General features: G+C 50.0%; 12 protein-coding genes. 4 read left to right on the plus strand and 8 right to left on the minus strand.

Going from position 1 to position 17,130, the window contains the following annotated elements; genetic code table 11:
* Positions 1-20 precede the first annotated feature (20 nt).
* The 8 genes from LL912_RS22995 to LL912_RS23025 all read right to left on the minus strand — a co-directional run bounded on the left by LL912_RS22995 (position 21) and on the right by LL912_RS23025 (position 8,950).
* Positions 21-893 carry a beta/alpha barrel domain-containing protein gene (locus LL912_RS22995; RefSeq protein WP_235555964.1) on the minus strand — a complete coding sequence of 291 codons (873 nt, stop codon included), beginning with the start codon at positions 891-893 and terminating at the stop codon, positions 21-23.
* 78 nt (positions 894-971) lie between these two features.
* Entirely contained in the window at positions 972-2,117 is a 1,146-nt protein-coding gene (locus tag LL912_RS23000; RefSeq protein ID WP_235555965.1) for an acyl-CoA dehydrogenase family protein, read from the minus strand.
* Positions 2,118-2,160: 43 nt separating this feature from the next.
* Positions 2,161-4,158 carry an acetyl/propionyl/methylcrotonyl-CoA carboxylase subunit alpha gene (locus LL912_RS23005; protein WP_235555966.1) on the minus strand — a complete coding sequence of 666 codons (1,998 nt, stop codon included), beginning with the start codon at positions 4,156-4,158 and terminating at the stop codon, positions 2,161-2,163.
* Positions 4,159-4,212: 54 nt separating this feature from the next.
* The gene (locus tag LL912_RS23010; protein ID WP_235555967.1) at positions 4,213-4,992 is read right to left on the minus strand and encodes an enoyl-CoA hydratase/isomerase family protein; all 780 of its coding nucleotides are present in this window, start codon (positions 4,990-4,992) and stop codon (positions 4,213-4,215) included.
* A 777-nt stretch (positions 4,993-5,769) separates the two neighbouring features.
* A complete protein-coding gene (gene tnpA / locus LL912_RS23015) occupies positions 5,770-6,231 on the minus strand; it encodes an IS200/IS605 family transposase (RefSeq protein ID WP_235555968.1) in 462 nt (153 codons plus the stop codon).
* Positions 6,232-6,703: 472 nt separating this feature from the next.
* Entirely contained in the window at positions 6,704-8,311 is a 1,608-nt protein-coding gene (locus LL912_RS23020; protein ID WP_235555969.1) for a carboxyl transferase domain-containing protein, read from the minus strand.
* 185 nt (positions 8,312-8,496) lie between these two features.
* Entirely contained in the window at positions 8,497-8,625 is a 129-nt protein-coding gene (locus LL912_RS26015) for a hypothetical protein (protein ID WP_255785828.1), read from the minus strand.
* Positions 8,626-8,731: 106 nt separating this feature from the next.
* Entirely contained in the window at positions 8,732-8,950 is a 219-nt protein-coding gene (locus tag LL912_RS23025) for a hypothetical protein (protein ID WP_235555970.1), read from the minus strand.
* 208 nt (positions 8,951-9,158) lie between these two features.
* Here LL912_RS23025 and LL912_RS23030 point away from each other — a divergent pair, with 208 nt between their 5' ends.
* From LL912_RS23030 to LL912_RS23045, 4 genes are all read left to right on the plus strand, one after another.
* Complete coding sequence (locus LL912_RS23030) at positions 9,159-11,645, plus strand: right-handed parallel beta-helix repeat-containing protein (RefSeq protein WP_235555971.1); 2,487 nt, start codon at positions 9,159-9,161, stop codon at positions 11,643-11,645.
* 224 nt (positions 11,646-11,869) lie between these two features.
* Positions 11,870-12,946: a Gfo/Idh/MocA family protein gene (locus tag LL912_RS23035; protein ID WP_235555972.1), complete on the plus strand. Its 1,077-nt coding sequence runs from the start codon at positions 11,870-11,872 to the stop codon at positions 12,944-12,946.
* A 214-nt stretch (positions 12,947-13,160) separates the two neighbouring features.
* Positions 13,161-14,732, plus strand: coding sequence for a sodium:solute symporter family transporter (locus tag LL912_RS23040; protein WP_235555973.1), 1,572 nt, complete (start codon positions 13,161-13,163; stop codon positions 14,730-14,732).
* A gap of 4 nt (positions 14,733-14,736) precedes the next feature.
* Positions 14,737-16,980 (plus strand): alpha-L-rhamnosidase-related protein, encoded by a 2,244-nt coding sequence (locus LL912_RS23045; protein WP_235555974.1) that lies wholly within the window; start codon positions 14,737-14,739, stop codon positions 16,978-16,980.
* Positions 16,981-17,130 lie beyond the last annotated feature (150 nt).

Raw genomic sequence — 17,130 nt, forward strand, 5'->3', positions numbered from 1 at the left:
CCTAAGTTACATCATCCTATTTAAGATCGCAGCCCGTCAAAGTTGGGATAAGCTGCAACGATCTGCTCCATACGGTTTTCATTCAGCCCCGTTGCAATGTTTTTATCCCGGCAGTATTGCAGCAAGGTAAGGGTATTCAGATTGCCCAGCAGCTCGTAGCCTGTAAGCGGGCAGCCACCAAAACCATTAATAACCCCGTCAAAACTGCGGCAGCCGGCCTGCCAGGCGGCATCAATCTTGCCTATAGCCTCCTGTGGTTGGGTATGCAGGTGCAGGCCCAGTTCCACCTCCGGAAACCGGGGGATCAATGTTTTAAAAAGTTTGTAAATCACTTCCCGCGTTCCCAGGCCCGTGGTGTCGGAAAGAGTGATGGTTTGAACACCCTTGCCTGCCAGTAAATAAACCGCATCCTGTACGATAAATTCAGACCATTCATCTCCATAAGGATTGCCGAAGGCCATACTGATATATACTCTTAATTCTTTTCCGTTGCTTTGACTGATATCGGCAATTTCATGGAGTGCATGCAGGACTTTGGAGGAATCTGAATGGATATTCCGTTCCAGGAAGGTATTGGAGATGGAATAGGGGAATCCCAGCACATCAACCTTTTGTTGTGCGGCGGCTTCGGTGGCGCCCCTTGGGTTGCCGATGATCGCCAGTAATTTGGTGGGCGATCCTTCTTTATGAATGCCTTCCAGCACTTTTGCCGATTCCGCCATCTGTGGTACCGCTTTGGGCGAAACAAAACTTCCGAAGTCGATCACTTCAAAGCCAACCTGCATCAGCTCGTTGATATAGGCCGCCCGTTTTTCCGGGGGGATGGTATAAGGAAGTCCCTGCTGTGCGTCGCGGGGGCATTCGGTGAGGCGAATGCGGTCTAAATTGTTCATGATGAAATGTTTTAGATGCTGTTTAATATAAGCACTGGCGCTGTTTAAGGTTCAACGTTGAACCTTAAACAGCGAACTTTAAACGCCTAACTGTTTCGCGATCACCATCCGTTGGATCTCCGATGTGCCTTCCCCGATCTGTAACAGCCGCTGGTCGCGGTAAAAACGTTCTATATTATATTCCTTCATCAGCCCGTAGCCGCCATGAAGTTGTACGGCGGCGTCTGTTACCTCTTTAGCAATTTCTGAGCAATAAAGTTTGGCCATGGCAGCCTCTTTGGTAAAGGGCTGCCCGGTATCCTTTAGCCAGCAGGCTTTATACAAAAACGTGCGTGCCAGTTCGATCTTCAATGCCATATCTGCCAACTTGAACTGGTTTACCTGGAAGGAGGCAATCGTATTGCCAAACTGCCGCCGTTCCTGCGCATAGCTTAAGGCCATTTCAAAGGCACCCTGCGCGCAGCCCAGGCCCATGGCCGCGATGCTCAGCCGGCCGGCATCGAGGGTGCGCAGCATGATCTTGGAGCCTTCACCCACCGGGCCCAGCGTATGCGATTTGGGAACGCGGCAGTCGTCAAAAAACAATTGGGCCGTATCGCTGGCCCGCCACATCATTTTGCCATGCATGGCCTGCTGCGAAAAGCCCAGTGTATCCCGCTCCACAATGATCGTGGTAAATTCTTTTTTGCCGTTTACCTCGTTGGTAACCGCTTGCACCGTGGTGCCGCGGTTTAGCGAAACTGATCCGTTGGTGATGAAGATCTTGTTGCCATTAATCACCCAATAATCGCCATCGGATTTTGCCGTGGTCTTTGAGGCGCGCGAATCACTTCCGGCGCCGGGCTCGGTCAGTCCAAACGACCACAAGGCTTTTCCCGTACAGAGTTGGGGCAGGTATTGCAGTTTTTGTTCTTCGGTACCATAGTTGTAAATAGGGCCAATACCCAGGGAATTATGTGCCGCCAGGGTGGCCGCCTGTGATCCGTCTACCCGGGCAATTTCTTCCACGGCGATGATATAGGCCAGGTAGTCCATACCGGCGCCGCCATATTTTTCCGGGAGATAGATGCCCATCAGGCCCAGTTCCCCCATTTGCCGGGTGAGTTCCGGTGAGAATTTTTCCCGTTCATCCAGTTCCTGCGCCTGCGGTTTGATATTTTTCTCCGCAAATGTCCGCACCATATTCCGGATTTCCTGGTGCTCCTCGCTTAATGAGTAGTCCATATTGAAATGATCTTTTGTCGTTATTCTGTTCTGGTTCGTGTCCTCATGAACCCGCCAGCGGATCCTCTATATGGATCAGCGTTGTCGTCGTATCTACTTTATCACCTTCGCCTACGTCAATGGCGGTTACTACGCCGTCCTTCGGACTCAGGATATTGTTCTCCATTTTCATTGCCTCTACAATCAGCAGCAGGTCGCCGGTTTTTACCGCAGATCCCGTTTCAACAGCAATCTTGATTACTTTGCCCGGCATGGGGGCACGGATATTTCCGGCTGCTGCCGTTGCGGCCGGTGGAGGAGGCAGTGCATCCGAAGTCAGCTGTAAAATATCATTGCGTGTGATCGTATAATCAAATCCATTATAACGTACTATATAGATGCCGGGAGCGATTGCAACGATATGAACAGGATATGTTTGCTGATCCAGTATTAAAGTAAACTGTTCTGAGTTTATGGGCTGCAAGGTAGCAGCGTACCATTGCTGGTGGTATTCGAAATCCAGGGTAGGAAGCACCTGTCTGCCGAGCCGGATCGTACTCTTCTCCTCGTCGACGTTCAGGGAAAGCTGATTCACCAGTCGCCAGTAACCAGTTTCCTCCCATATCGAAGCGGGTTTCTTGTCTTTTTGCGACAGGCTGAATACCAGCGCGGCTGTCATCGGGATTCGTATGTCTTCGCTTTTTTTACGACGCTCAAACTGTAGCAACAGGCTGGCCAGATGTATATCGATATATTTTGTTGAGATCTTGTTCTCCACAAAATCAGCATGGTGCAACAGTCCCAGCAGGAAGGCAATATTGTTTTTAATGCCATAGATAAAGTATTGCTGCAGGGCTTCGATCATCTTTATCCGGGCAGCTTCGCGATTGGTGCCCCAGGTAATGAGTTTTGCAATCATAGGATCAAAGTCCCCCGTAATTGCCATTCCTTGCTGCAGCATCATGCCATCGATGCGGATATTTTCGCCGTAGGGCTCTTTGTAGAAGCGGATGGTGCCTGGCGCGGGCAGGAACTGCTGTTCCGGATCTTCGGCATAAATACGGCATTCGATTGCATGCCCGCTTTGACGGATGTCCTTTTGCTGCAGGCTCAGCGCTTCTCCGCGTGCAATGCGGATCTGTTGCTCAACAATATCGATACCAGTGGTCAACTCCGTAACCGGGTGCTCCACCTGAATACGGGTGTTCATTTCAAGGAAATAAAAGCTGTGATCGGGAGCCACCAAAAATTCAAGGGTACCGGCACTCTGATAATCTATTGCTGCAGCAAGTTGCACGGCTGCCTTGCAGATTTGTTCTCTTACTTCCGGCGTTAAGGTAGGGGAGGGGGCCTCTTCGATGATTTTTTGATGCCGTCGCTGCAGGGAGCATTCCCGCTCGAAGAGGTGAATGACCGTGCCGTGTTGGTCGCCCAGCACCTGCACTTCCACGTGCCGGGGCGCTTCGATGTATTTTTCGATGTAAACGGTATCGTCATCAAAATAATTATGGGCTTCCCGCGCCGTGGCCTCCAGCGCATTCTTTAATTCATTTTCCTGCTGTACCATCCGCATGCCTTTGCCACCCCCGCCGGCTGCGGCCTTTATCAGCAGTGGAAAGCCAACAGACGGATATTGCGCTAACAATTCCGGTACGGTGCCAGTAATGCCTGGTGTAACCGGTACTCCCACTGTCAAAGCAGTGCGCCGGGCTTCGATCTTATTTCCCATGGCCTCCATCGCTTCCGGTGTGGGGCCGATAAAAATAAGGCCTTCCTTTCTGCAGGCATGCGCAAATGCAGCGTTTTCCGAAAGAAAGCCATAACCCGGATGAATGGCATCTGCCCCCACCGACTTTGCTGCGGCAATGATCTTGCTGCTATTCAGGTACGTTTCGCCGAGCGATTGCCCTTCGAGCAATACCGTTTTATCTGCTTCAAGGAGATAGGCAGCGCCGGCATCCCGGGGGGCATAAACGAGTACGGTGCTGATTTGCATTTTTTTTGCCGTCCGGATAATGCGTAAAGCGATTTCGCCGCGGTTTGCTATGAGGATCTTGTTCATTGAGTGAAAAGTGAGCTTTTGTATAATGATAAGTTTGCAGCGTGCAGGAGGCTGCTACAGTCTCCAATTGGGTTTCCGTTTTTCAAAAAATGCCTGCATACCTTCTTGTCCTTCGGCGGAACTACGCGCCTTTGCAATCGCCTCCACGGTATCCGGAATGGCTGCTTCCAGTTCTTTAGCTGACAGGTGATGTAACAGCTGTTTACTGGCGGCGATGGAGCCAGGTCCGGCCTGCAGCAATTCCTGTATCAGCTCGGCTACCTTGCTTTCCAGTTCCATAGCCTGCAATACCTGGTTGATGAGTCCGGCCTCTGCCGCTTCCTTTGCATGGAACGGACGACCGGTAAGGATGAGTTCCTTCGCCTTTGATTCCCCGATTCTTTTTAAAATATAGGGCGCAATAGTGGCAGGCACCAGGCCCAGCCGCACTTCAGAAAAAGCAAACAGGGTGTCATCCGCAGCGTAGGCAAAATCACAGGCGGCAATCAACCCATTGGCACCGCCCATTGCGGCCCCGTGTACCACGGCGATCGTGGGTTTCGATGTATGGTACACGGTTTGAAAACAACGGGCAAGTTGTGCACTTTCTTCCAGGTTTTCTTCATAACTATAGGCGGCGGTTGCTTTCATCCATTTAAGATCGGCGCCGGCACAAAACACTTTACCTTTTCCCCGCAAGGTGATGACACGCACGGCAGGGTCGGTACTCAGGGTTTTGAAAGCCTGGATGAGCTCCGTGGTCATGGTATCATTCAGCGCATTCCGTACTTCCGGCCGGTTGAGCCAGATGGTGGCGATGTGATAATGCTGTTCTGTTTCGATGGTTGTATACATGATGCTTATTTTATATGCCGCCCCTACGGGGCTACCGATAGATGGTCCCGATGGGACCGGATGGATGCTGCGTTGTTGTAATATATTTGCGATGTGTTCATGATATCCGGATGTGTTGTTGCTGCCGATAGATGGTCCCGATGGGACCGGATGGATGCTGCGTTGTTGTAATATATTTGCGATGTGTTCATGATATCCGGATGTGTTGTTGCTGCCGATAGATGGTCCCGATGGGACCGGATGGATGCTGCGTTGTTGTAATATATTTGCGATGTGTTCATGATATCCGGATGTGTTGTTGCTGCCGATAGATGGTCCCGATGGGACCGGATGGATGCTGCGTTGTTGTAATATATTTGCGATGTGTTCATGATATCCGGATGTGTTGTTGCCGCCGATAGATGGTCCCGATGGGATCGGATGGATGCTGCGTTGTTGGAATATATTTGCGATGTGTTCATGATATCCGGATGTGTTGTTGCTGCCGATAGATGGTCCCGATGGGACCGGATGGATGCTGCGTTGTTGGAATATGTTTGCGATGCGCTCATGATATCCGGATGTGTTGTTGCTGCCGATTGATGTCCTGATGAGACCGGATGGATGCTGTGTTGATGACGTATTCGGGAGTATATTTTAATTGTTACCGTAAGACCTACGTGTTTATGCGCTGTTAATTGGCCGGATCTGGTTGAAACCCTATTTGCGGCGCCGTAGGTGCCCGCTAAGGGTAGCAGGTTGTATGCGGAGTATTCGGAGCCCCGTAGGGGCGGCCTGTTAGAGCGGATCTTTAAAAACGTATCGTTCATCATAATCAATTTCAAATTGTTTTAAAAGCGCCAGATATTCTTCCATGAAAGCCTTCTTGGAATGGTGCTGCTCCTGGTTTTTAATGTAGGTAATGACATCTGGTACCTGTGATTTGCTGTATGAAAAAGCCCCGTAACCATTCTGCCATTCAAATTTTCCTTTGGTGAAGATTCTTTCATTGATCCATGTTGAAGAATCACCTTTTATGTGCTGCATAAGATCGGATAAAGATTGTGTGGGGCGCATCCCGATCAATATATGTATGTGATCTGGCATTCCGTTTATGATAAGCAGCTTGTGCGTTTGGTTTTGAATGATGGCGGTTATATATCTATACAATTCATCCTTCCATGAATGTTCAATAAGGGATTGCCGGTATTTAACAGCGAATACCAATTGGAGATGAATCTGTGTATATGTGTTTGCCATAATTCGTTCGATAGGCCGCTCCTGCGGGGTCGATGAAAGTATCTTAATACAGATGTGGCTATCTTAAAAGCCCATTATTTCGAGTGTAACGTAGTGATGCCAATAAATCTTCCAGATTTAATTTTTGATCATAATGAAATTTATCCGTTCCGCTTCGTCCCCGCAAGGAGCGGGAGCAAAAAGGCGGTTCCGAACTGTTGAGACAACCCATATCTCTGTTTTATTTTCGATTTGTTTATGACGTATTCATGATGCTGCGTTGTATGTTCTTTTGACGATTATTTAAAAACGGTTTTGCTGCTAATAGTCGTTGTCCCGGAACCTGCTTTAATTGAAGCCCCGCAAGGGCGGCCTGTTTAGTCATACACAGTGCTGAAGTGTGCGATCCTTCACGGCGGACAGGCGCAGGGAAGCTGCCACCTGCACCGCAGTCTGGTACATAAAAAATATGCCCCTCACCCGCTGCCGTTGCCTACATCCGGAAAACCCCATTTGTTGTTTCCTCCCATTTTTTGTTTAATGAAATAGCGATGCCCAACGCAATGATCTGCCGGGTATCCGCGGGGTCGATAATGCCATCGTCCCATAACCTTGCCGTGCTGTAATAGGCCGAACCCTCCGTTTCATATTTTTTTAAGATCGACTGGCGCAGGGCATCCTTTTCTGTTGCCGCAAACTCCTTGCCGGCAGCTTTTAGCTGTTCTTCTTTTACCGTGGTAAGCACGCCCGCTGCCTGCTCGCCACCCATCACGGATATTTTGGAATGCGGCCACATAAATAAAAAACGAGGATCGTATGCACGGCCGCACATGGCATAGTTGCCCGCACCAAAGGAACCCCCAAAGACCACGGTGAATTTGGGCACATTGGCGTTGGCCACGGCATGCACCATCTTGGCGCCATCGCGTGCAATGCCTTTATGCTCGTATTCCTTGCCCACAATAAAACCGGTAATATTCTGCAGAAATAAGATCGGGGTTTTGCGGGCAGTGCACAGTTCTACAAAGTGTGCGCCCTTTAAAGCAGACTCCCCAAACAATACACCATTGTTGGCGATGATGCCAATGGGGTAGCCCATGATATGTGCAAAACCCGTGACCAGGGTAGGCGCGTATGCCGCTTTGAACTCATGGAAGCGACTGCCATCTGCCAGGCGTGCGATGATCTCTTTGGCGTCTACTGATTTTTTCAAATCCGTTGATATCAGTCCGTACAGTTCCTGCGGATCATAAAAAGGCGCCTCCGGTATAACCCGCTCCAGGGGCTGCGGTTCCGGTTGCTTAAAGGTTTGTATAATGTTCCGGCATAGGGCCAGGGCATGCTGATCGTTTTCTGCAATGTGATCCGCCACCCCTGAAATGGAGGTATGTACCACGGCGCCGCCAAGTTCTTCAGCGCTTACTTCCTCACCGGTAGCAGCTTTTACCAGGGGCGGTCCGCCGATAAAGATCGTGCCCTGGTTCCGTACAATGATGGTTTCATCGCTCATAGCCGGAACATAGGCCCCGCCTGCGGTGCAGGAGCCCATCACGATAGCGATCTGTGGAATGCCCGCGGCCGACATCCGGGCCTGGTTGTAAAAGAAACGGCCAAAATCATGACGGTCCGGGAATACCTTATCCTGCTCCGGAAGAAAGGCCCCGCCGGAGTCCACCATATAAATACAGGGAAGCTGGTTCTCCAGTGCAATTTCCTGTGCCCGCACATGTTTTTTGATCGTCAGTTCCATATACGTGCCGCCCTTTACGGTAGCATCATTGGCAATGATCATTACCATGCGGCCATGCACCGTGCCAATGCCGGTAATGATCCCCGCGGCAGGAAACTGATTGTTGTACATGTCAAAAGCCGCCAGGGGTGATAGCTCCAGGAAGGGGGTATTCGGGTCAAGCAGGTTGTCTACCCGCTCCCGCGCCAGCAGCTTGCCTCTTTTTTTATGTTTCTGAACCGCCGGCGAGGCATCATCATGCTGCACGGCTTCCATCCGCTGGTTGTACTGCTCCAGCAACTGCCGGTAGGCATTTCTATTTTCGTTAAACGCATCGGAGTGCGTATCCACCGCTGATTGAATCCGGTACACAGGCGCTGTTTTTTATTCCTCTAAAGTTATACGAAGTAAAGGAATTTTCTTTACAATAACTAACAATTGTTAGTTATTGTCAGGCATTTGCATAAACGGGGCCATCAGCGGATGAATGGTTTGGTTACCGGCTACAGTACTACTATCGGCTTCCCTGCGCTTGTCCGCCGTGGTGGATCACACACTTATGCTGCAGCGCATACAACGGCATAAGGAGCAATGCAGACCCGGCCGGTTAGCGGGGCCTGACCAAAGTCTTCTGTTGTTGTGCCGCTCAGGTAGTCTTTGGAATGGTTCTGCTGTCTTAAAAGCATAGATTTTGAAACAACCCTAAACCTTCGGGGGCTGCTATAAACAAATGTTGGTCATCTTTGTGTTCATAGGTGATAATGATAAAGACAGTCGTCGGAGCTTCTCATTTTATACAACACCGCCACCGATCATCAGCCGGAAAATGCCTACCAGGATCACGATGATGCTAAGGGTTTTACCAGTAGAAGAGCCCCCGATTACGGAAACGATCAGGGATAGGATGCCGATGGGGATCACCAGCCAGTAGAGCCAGCCCAGCAAAGGAATGAATGCAACAACAGCCAGTATGCTGGCGATAAGGGCAAATAAAACGCAGATTATTTTCATCTTTTTTTTTGTTGATTAAGGATACAAAGATGAACCCTTTGCGACTCCGTTACCAGGGCCGATCGGTAAAACGAGCGAAGATGCCGGTAAAAACACGGACAGCGTCCTTTAGTAAAATTTTCCAGTATATTAGTGATTACAGGCATCAGCATTCCTGGGGTTTCCAGTACATTTATCTTCTTGTAAAAAACGGTAAAATAATGCCATTGTGAAACGGTTGTGCATTGCTTTGATTACGGGAATTTTTGGTTCATTAACTGCCGGGGCACAGGTATATGTGGCTCCGGATGGAAAGGATATCAACCCGGGTACGGTTGAGGCACCCAAGGCAACGCTGAACGCGGCGATTCGTCAGGTACGGGAGCTACGGCGGCTAAAGCAGGAGCCTGAAAGCAGGATCCTGCTCAAAAGCGGTACGTATTATTTAAGAGAGCCGGTCCGGGTTCGTTCTGAAGACAGCGGTACGCCCACATCCCCATTGGTGATTACATCCGCCCCGGGAGCAGCACCTGTAATCAGCGGCGGCATCCTGATAAAAGACTGGAAGCAAAATAGAACTGTAGTAAAAGGATTGCCGGAAGCGGCAAGGGGCCGGGTTTGGGTTGCTCATGTACCTGCTGTAGCCGGCCTTCTTGCACCGCGTCAGCTTTGGGTAAACGACCGGAAGGCAACCCGCGCGAAAAGTGCACCTGGTAATACCATGCAGCGTATATGGAATTGGGATAAAACAACAGCCACGGCAGTGATCCCATTACATCCGTTTGAGCACCTGGAGGTAACCGAAGGCCTGGAGTTCTTGATCCATCAATGGTGGGAGGTGGCCAACCTGCGTGTTCGCAAACTGGAAAAAGGAGGCGACAGTTGCCGGGTTTATTTTTACGAGCCGGAAAGCCGCATACAGAATGAGCACCCCTGGCCGGCGCCCTGGCTTTCACCCGAAACAGGGAACTCCGCTTTTTATCTGGTCAATTCGATTGCTTTTCTGGATGAGCCGGGAGAATGGTATTATGATGCGCCCGCCCGGAACCTCTATTATTATCCGCGGGTACAGGAAAACATGAAGGTGGCAAAAACCGTGATTCCCTTTTTAGAGCAGCTTTTTGTGCTCAGCGGTACTTCTGAGCATCCGGTTGAAAATGTAATCATCAGCGACATCCGCTTCCAGCACAGTGCCTGGAACCGCCCCTTCTTGCAGGGGCATGTGCCACACCAGGCAGGGCTTTATATGACCGAAGCCTATAAGCTCAAACCGGCGGGTACTCCGGAGAAACCTTCTCTGGATAACCAGGCCTGGGTAGGCCGGCCGGAAGCTGCCGTAACGGTTTCTTATGCAAGTCATATCCGTTTTGAGGGTAACCGTTTTGAGCACCTTGCGGCCACGGGTCTCGATTTTACAGTGGGGGTAAAGTCTTCCTCCGTAACAGGAAGCCTTTTTAAAGATATTGGCGGAACGGCCATCCAGGGCGGTTATTTTGGTGATGATGGCACCGAGATCCACAGGCCTTACAATCCTGCAGACCCGCGGGTGATCTGCGAAAACATTGCGATCAAAAACAACCTGGTTACCGATGCGGGCAATGAAGACTGGGGGGCTGTGGGTATCGGGATGGGATTTTCAAGGAGTATCACGATTGAGCACAACGAGATGGAGAACCTGCCCTATTCCGGCATCAGTATGGGCTGGGGTTGGACGCCTGCAAAAAATATAATGGCACAAAACTCTATCCGATATAATAAGATCCATCATTATGGACGCACCAATTATGACTGTGCCGGTATCTATACCCTAAGTGCGCAGCCGGGAACCCTGATTGAAGAGAATTACATCGACAGTATTTACAAAGCGCCCTATGCGCACCTGCCCACGCATTGGTTTTACCTGTATGCGGATGAAGGCTCATCGGGCATTGCCGTTCGGAACAACTGGACGCCTGCTCAAAAGTATTTGCAAAATAATAATGGGCCGGGTAACCGGTGGGAAAACAATGGCCCACAGGTAGCCGCGACCGTAAAAAATAACGCCGGACCCGAAAAACAATACCGTGCGCTGCTGAATGAAAAAACTTCAGGAGCCGTACACCAGGCGATCAACCGGCAGCGCAAAGAGCTCATTGAGCTGGTGAGCAAGGCCGGCGACCTGGTTGATTTAAGAAAGCTGAAGATACTGCTTCACGAAAAGGGTGTGCAGCAGGAAACCATCGGGCAATGGAAGGGGCATACCGTGGTATATGGTTTGATAACCGACGTGAACCTGTTGCGCAGTCAATTACAAAACGCATACCCGGATGCAACGATCCGGGTATATCATGATATGGTATATGAATTTGATCGTGCTGCGCGCTGCCCGGGTGCGGCTATTGCAAAAGATTGGACGGATATCATGATGACCGCCAACCTGGTAAAGGACCCTCAAAAGCAGCGGGAATACCTCGATTACCACGCCACGCAGTTTGAAAAATGGCCGGAGGTATCCAACGGGTTTTGCAAAGCAGATTTTCAGCAGTTGCGGGTATTTAAGAACGGCAGACAACTGATGTTAGTGATCAGCATCCCCAAAGGAAAAACATTGAAGGAGCTGAATCCCCTGACAACCAAAAACAACCAACGGGTGAACGAATGGAACAAGATAATGAGCGGCTACCAGGAAGGAATTGAAGGCACCGAGAAGGGAGAGACCTGGGTGGTGTTGGAGTGAGTGGTGAATAGGCAATAGCGAAGCGTGAATAGGAAATAGCGGGTAGCAAGTGGGAGTAACGGCTATATTGATACCGCCCGCTCCATAGGAAGCGCCCTATTGGTCACGCATTGTCAGATCGGTCTCCGCGCGGCCGTATTGGTGAAATAGGTTTGGCCAGCCCAGATCCCGTGCGCCATAGGAGCACCCTATTGGTAGACGGATGAATGAAAAAAAATAAATACATGTTGAATATCGGAATTGTAGGATTGGGAGAAGGCCGCAGCACGATGTCGGCGGCATTGCAGAGTAAAAAATTGCAATTAAAGATGATCTGCGATGCAAATGAGGCATTGTGTAAACAACGCAGTAAGGAGTTCCGGTTTGAGTATTATACCACGCAGTATGAGGAGCTGCTGAACAACCCGGATATCGATATCGTAGCCGTTTATACGCCGGATCATCTGCATGCGCAGCATGTAAGCCTGGCATTACAGCATGGCAAGCATGTGGTATGTACCAAACCGTTTATTGATGATCTGGCCGATGCAAAAGCATTGCTGAAGCTACAGCAGGAAACGGGAAAAAAAGTATTTGTGGGACAAAGCTCTCGTTTTTTTGAACCTTATAAACGGCAGCGGGCCGATTTTGAAAAAGGCCTGATTGGCGAGCTGATCACGGTGGAAAGTCATTATAACGCCGATCACCGCTGGTTCCTCAAAAAGAAATGGGCGCTGGAAAAATCATTTAAATGGCTATATGGCGGATTGAGCCACCCGGTTGATTTTATCCGCTGGTACCTGCCGGATATCGAAGAAGTGATGGGCTATGGCATGATCAGTGCCAATGGTAAAAAGGCCGGGTTAAAAAATGAAGATACCATGCATTTTATTTTCCGGAATAAGGACGGACGTATAGCCCGTGTAAGCGGTGCTTATACCGGCCCGGTACAACCTACCTGCCGCGAAAGCGAGATGAGCTGCATCCTTCGGGGTACGGAAGGCGCCAGCCAGGCAGACTACCACGAGCTGCGCTATGCCATTACCGATAAAAAAGGCGAGCAGCAGCTGATCACCTGGGGGGATGCGCAGCTAAATCATTATTTTCGTTTTGAAGGCCAGAGCCACCATGCCGGTGAGTACCAGAATTACCTGGAATATTTTGCTGATAGCATCGCCAACGATGCCCCTGCATACCCGGATATGCGCGAGGGCATTGGAACGGTGGCCCTGCTACAAGCCATGGATCGCAGTTTAAGAACGCGGCAGCCGGTTGGGGTGAAGGCCTTATTGAAAGAGTATGGACTGGCCAAGCTGGGGTGAATGGTAAATAGTGAATGGCGGGCAGCAAATAAAGAGCTCCGTAGGTGCTTCCTGTCGATAAAAAAAGACGAACAACCAACAGGAATAAGGAACAGCAGGTAAAACACTCCATAGGAGCGCTATCGGTGGCTCCGGTTGCACCACAGCACAAGAGTGCGACGCAACGCAGCCGATAGGAGCACAACCGCCGGGGAAAAACAAATGATAATAAGTAATGAGTCATCTGATTTCAAAATTACAACCGATCGATTATGCCATTGTGGTAGTATACCTCGTGGTATTGCTGGTTATTGGCTACCGCGCCAGCTTTGGCAAAAAGAAAAAAGATGAGACCTTGTTCTTAGCCGGCAAGTCGCTCAACTGGTACAATATCGGCTTCAATATGTGGGGTACCAATGTAGGCCCCTCGATGCTGCTGGCCTTTGCCAGTATCGGTTATGCCACGGGGATTGTGGCCGGTAATTTTGAATGGTATGCTTTTGTGTTCCTGCTATTACTGGCGATGGTGTTCGCCCCACGGTACCTGGCCAGTAATGTAACCACCATGCCGGAGTTCATGGGACAGCGGTACGGAGAAGGTACCCGCAATATTCTTGCCTGGTATGCGCTTATCAAAATATTGATATCCTGGTTATCGCTCGGTTTGTTTGCGGGCGGTTTTCTGGTGCGGCAGATATTGGGCATCCCCATGTGGCAATCAGTGATCGTGTTGGTTTTGTTCGCTGCATTGTTTGCCGTAGCGGGCGGTCTCAAAGCGATCGCACGTGTAAATGTGTTCCAGATGATCCTGCTAATCATTGTATCCTGCATTCTTTGTGTGCTGGGCGTTCAGAAAGTGGGCGGACTTTCTGCATTATTTTCAAAAACACCGGCATCCTATTGGAGCCTGGTAAAACCCGCGTCGGATCCGGGTTATCCCTGGCCGGCTATTTTGCTGGGCTATCCCGTGTCGGCTGTTGCTTTCTTTTGTACGGATCAGGCCATGGTACAATCCGTGTTGGGGGCGCGCAACCTGGAGCAGGGGCAACTGGGTGTAAGTTTTATCGGCTGGCTGAAGATCCTTTCCATACCCTTATTCATTATTCCGGGTATTGCCTGTTCGGTATTGTATCCGCAGCTGGCAAGTCCGGATGAAGCCTATATGACGATGGTTACGCACCTGTTTCCCGCCGGTTTGAACGGTTTGGTGATTGTAGTATTAATTGCGGTACTGGTTGGTACAATCGGCTCCTCATTAAATGCACTCAGCACGGTATTTACAACCGATATTTATGTAAAGAAAATAAATCCCGGGGCCACCAGCCGGCAGATCATTAAGGTAGGCCGGCTCACCGTGCTGGCGGGTTGCGGGTTTGCAATAATGATGGCCATTGCTATCGACAGTATCAAAGGGCTCAATTTATTTGATGTATTCCAGGCGGTGCTGGGCTTTATTGCGCCGCCGTTATCTGCGGTGTTCCTGCTGACCGTGTTCTGGAAAAAGACCACGCGCCGGGCGGTGAACTTTACGCTTTCCTGGGGATCGGCCATCAGCCTGGGGATCGGTGTGGTTTATTTATGGGTGTTGCCGGCAAAGGAGTACCCGTTCTGGCCGCACTACCTGCTGCTGTCGTTCTTTATTTTCCTGCTGCTGGTAGTCATTGCGGTATTGATCGCCGTTACAGACCCGCACCCGGTACGTACGGCCGTCGTTACACAGGAACTGGCGAAGCCCACCAAACGGGTAAAAATCGTTTGGGGCGCTTTGTGTACGGTAATGATCATTTTGTATTTAATATTTGGTTAATAATATGAAAGGAAATTTTATTTGGTTACGGGCTGTAGTGCAGGTGGCCGCTGCGTTGTGTCACTCACTTGTACAGCGGTGCAAGGTTCAGCGTTTGAAACCCTTCGTGTGTCTTTGTGTCTTTGCGTCTTCGTGGCTCACCGCATCCGCCCAAACCTGGATCTGGTATCCCGGCGACTATGAGATATGGTTGTCGAATGAGATGCAGAACCGGCGAACGGAACGGGGTACTTTTTACCCGGTATTCTGGAAGGTAGACAGTCACTATCCCCTGGTAGATTTTCATAAGGATTTTAACCTGGCGCAGCCGGAAACCGTAACGATCCGTGCGGAAGGAAGATACAGCGTAAAGCTGGATGGCAGGGCCTTTCCCGGAACACCGGCGGCGATTGAAGTACCGGCAGGTAAACACAAGATCAATATCAAAGTATTCAACCAGGCCACACCGCCCACGGTATTTGTAAAAGGAACAATCATCGTATCGGACAGCAGCTGGCGGGTAACCTTTGAAGATAAGGAATGGATCGATGAAACGGGCAAAGCATCGGATCTGTCGGCCACGGTATTCAAACATGCGGGCAGCTGGAATTTTAATGATGCTGCAGCAACACCATCAGCTTATAAATTGCCGGTAGCACCTGCGGCAGCCGTATCAGCAGAAAAAGCAAACGGAACCTTGCTGGTAGATTTTGGAAGGGAAATCTTTGGCTTTGTGAAGTTGCATGGGGTAAAGGGCCGGGGTACGATCTCTCTTTACTATGGTGAAAGCCGGGAAGAGGCGCTGGATACGGCTGCGTCGGAGACCTTTGATCGTATTACAATTGATCAGGTAAAGGCCGGCGATACCATCAATCCGCATTCAAAGGCATTGCGATATGTAAATATTGTAACGGATGGTGATGTGCAACTGGATCATGCCTCCCTTTTGCATGAGTATGCACGGCTGGAAGATAAAGGGGACTTCCGCTGCAATGATGAAGCGATCAACCGGATCTATGACGTATCGAAATACACATTACACCTGAGCACGCGGGAGTTTTTTGTAGACGGGATCAAGCGCGACCGCTGGATCTGGAGCGGGGATGCCTATCAGAGCTACCTGATGAACTATTACCTGATGAATGACAATGAAACCGTAAAGCGTACCACCTATGCATTGCGTGGAAAGGATCCCGTAACGGGTCATATCAACACCATTATGGATTATACCTTTTACTGGTTTATGGGGGTTTATGATTATTACCTGTATAGCGGCGATAAAGATTTCCTGGTACAGAATTACGGACGGATGAAGTCCCTGATGGATTTTGTCTGGAATCGGCGCAATAAGGATGGCCTGCTGGAGGGGTTGCCGGGCGACTGGATTTTTATCGACTGGGCGACGGGGTTGAGCAAGGAGGGAGAAGTGAGCTTTGAGCAATTACTTTTTGCACGCGGACTGGAAACCATGGCCCTTTGCGCCGAACTGGCGGGGCGCCGGGAAGATGCTATGCAATATAAAACGGCGGCGGCAGAGCTGAAGCAAAAACTGTTTTCTATTTACTGGAGCGATACTGCAAAAGCACTGGTGCACAGCCGGGTGAATGGTCAACCCACCAAAAATGTGACCCGTTATGCCAACATGTTCGCGATCTTCTTTAATTATTTTAACGAGCAGCAGAAACAGGCGGTAAAAACTTCGGTATTGCTGAATAAGAATGTGCCGGAGATCACTACCCCGTATATGCGGTTTTATGAGCTGGAAGCGCTTTGTGCATTAGGCGAACAGGGCTATGTGCTGAAAGAAATGAAAGACTACTGGGGCGGCATGCTCAGGCTGGGTGCTACCTCTTTTTGGGAGGAATATGATCCGTCCAAAAAAGGAGCGGAACATTATGCGATGTATGGAAGGAAATATGGTAAAAGTCTCTGCCATGCCTGGGGTGCCAGTCCGTTATACCTGCTGGGCAAATATTACCTGGGTATAAGCCCAACGGCCCCGGGATACACGGAGTATGAAGTAAAGCCTGCACTGGGTGGCTTAAAATGGATGGAGGGAAAAGTACCTACCCCGGCGGGTACTATAGAACTGTATTGCAGTGATAAGGAAATTAAAATTACTTCACCGGTGGGTACCGGAAAGCTGATCATTGCCAGTAAAACAAAACCGGTGTGCAAGGAAGGGGAGATAGTAAGCAAGGGGAATAATGTATACGCATTAACGATCGAAAAAGATAAGAAGTATTCGATCCGGTATCAGGCAATGTGAATGTTCTCCCGGTTCGTGAGGACACGAACCGGGTGCAGCGGACGCGAACGGGTGCAGGAGAATCCATCCCGGAGTTGCCGGGCCAGCCAGGTGATGCGGACAGTCTTGCTTCGTTTCCTGTCTCTGCAGCGATCGGGGGAGCAAGGGGAA

Source organism: Niabella agricola, assembly GCF_021538615.1.
GTDB classification, from domain to species: Bacteria; Bacteroidota; Bacteroidia; order Chitinophagales; family Chitinophagaceae; genus Niabella; species Niabella agricola.

Excerpts from the sequence above, each read along its gene's own strand:
- LL912_RS22995 (WP_235555964.1), bottom strand. The coding sequence starts at position 893 with ATGAACAATTTAGACCGCATTCGCCTCACCGAATGCCCCCGCGACGCA.
- LL912_RS23000 (WP_235555965.1), bottom strand. The coding sequence starts at position 2,117 with ATGGACTACTCATTAAGCGAGGAGCACCAGGAAATCCGGAATATGGTG.
- LL912_RS23005 (WP_235555966.1), bottom strand. The coding sequence starts at position 4,158 with ATGAACAAGATCCTCATAGCAAACCGCGGCGAAATCGCTTTACGCATT.
- LL912_RS23010 (WP_235555967.1), bottom strand. The coding sequence starts at position 4,992 with ATGTATACAACCATCGAAACAGAACAGCATTATCACATCGCCACCATC.
- tnpA (WP_235555968.1), bottom strand. The coding sequence starts at position 6,231 with ATGGCAAACACATATACACAGATTCATCTCCAATTGGTATTCGCTGTT.
- LL912_RS26015 (WP_255785828.1), bottom strand. The coding sequence starts at position 8,625 with ATGCTTTTAAGACAGCAGAACCATTCCAAAGACTACCTGAGCGGCACA.
- LL912_RS23025 (WP_235555970.1), bottom strand. The coding sequence starts at position 8,950 with ATGAAAATAATCTGCGTTTTATTTGCCCTTATCGCCAGCATACTGGCT.
- LL912_RS23035 (WP_235555972.1), top strand. The coding sequence starts at position 11,870 with ATGTTGAATATCGGAATTGTAGGATTGGGAGAAGGCCGCAGCACGATG.
- LL912_RS23040 (WP_235555973.1), top strand. The coding sequence starts at position 13,161 with ATGAGTCATCTGATTTCAAAATTACAACCGATCGATTATGCCATTGTG.
- LL912_RS23045 (WP_235555974.1), top strand. The coding sequence starts at position 14,737 with ATGAAAGGAAATTTTATTTGGTTACGGGCTGTAGTGCAGGTGGCCGCT.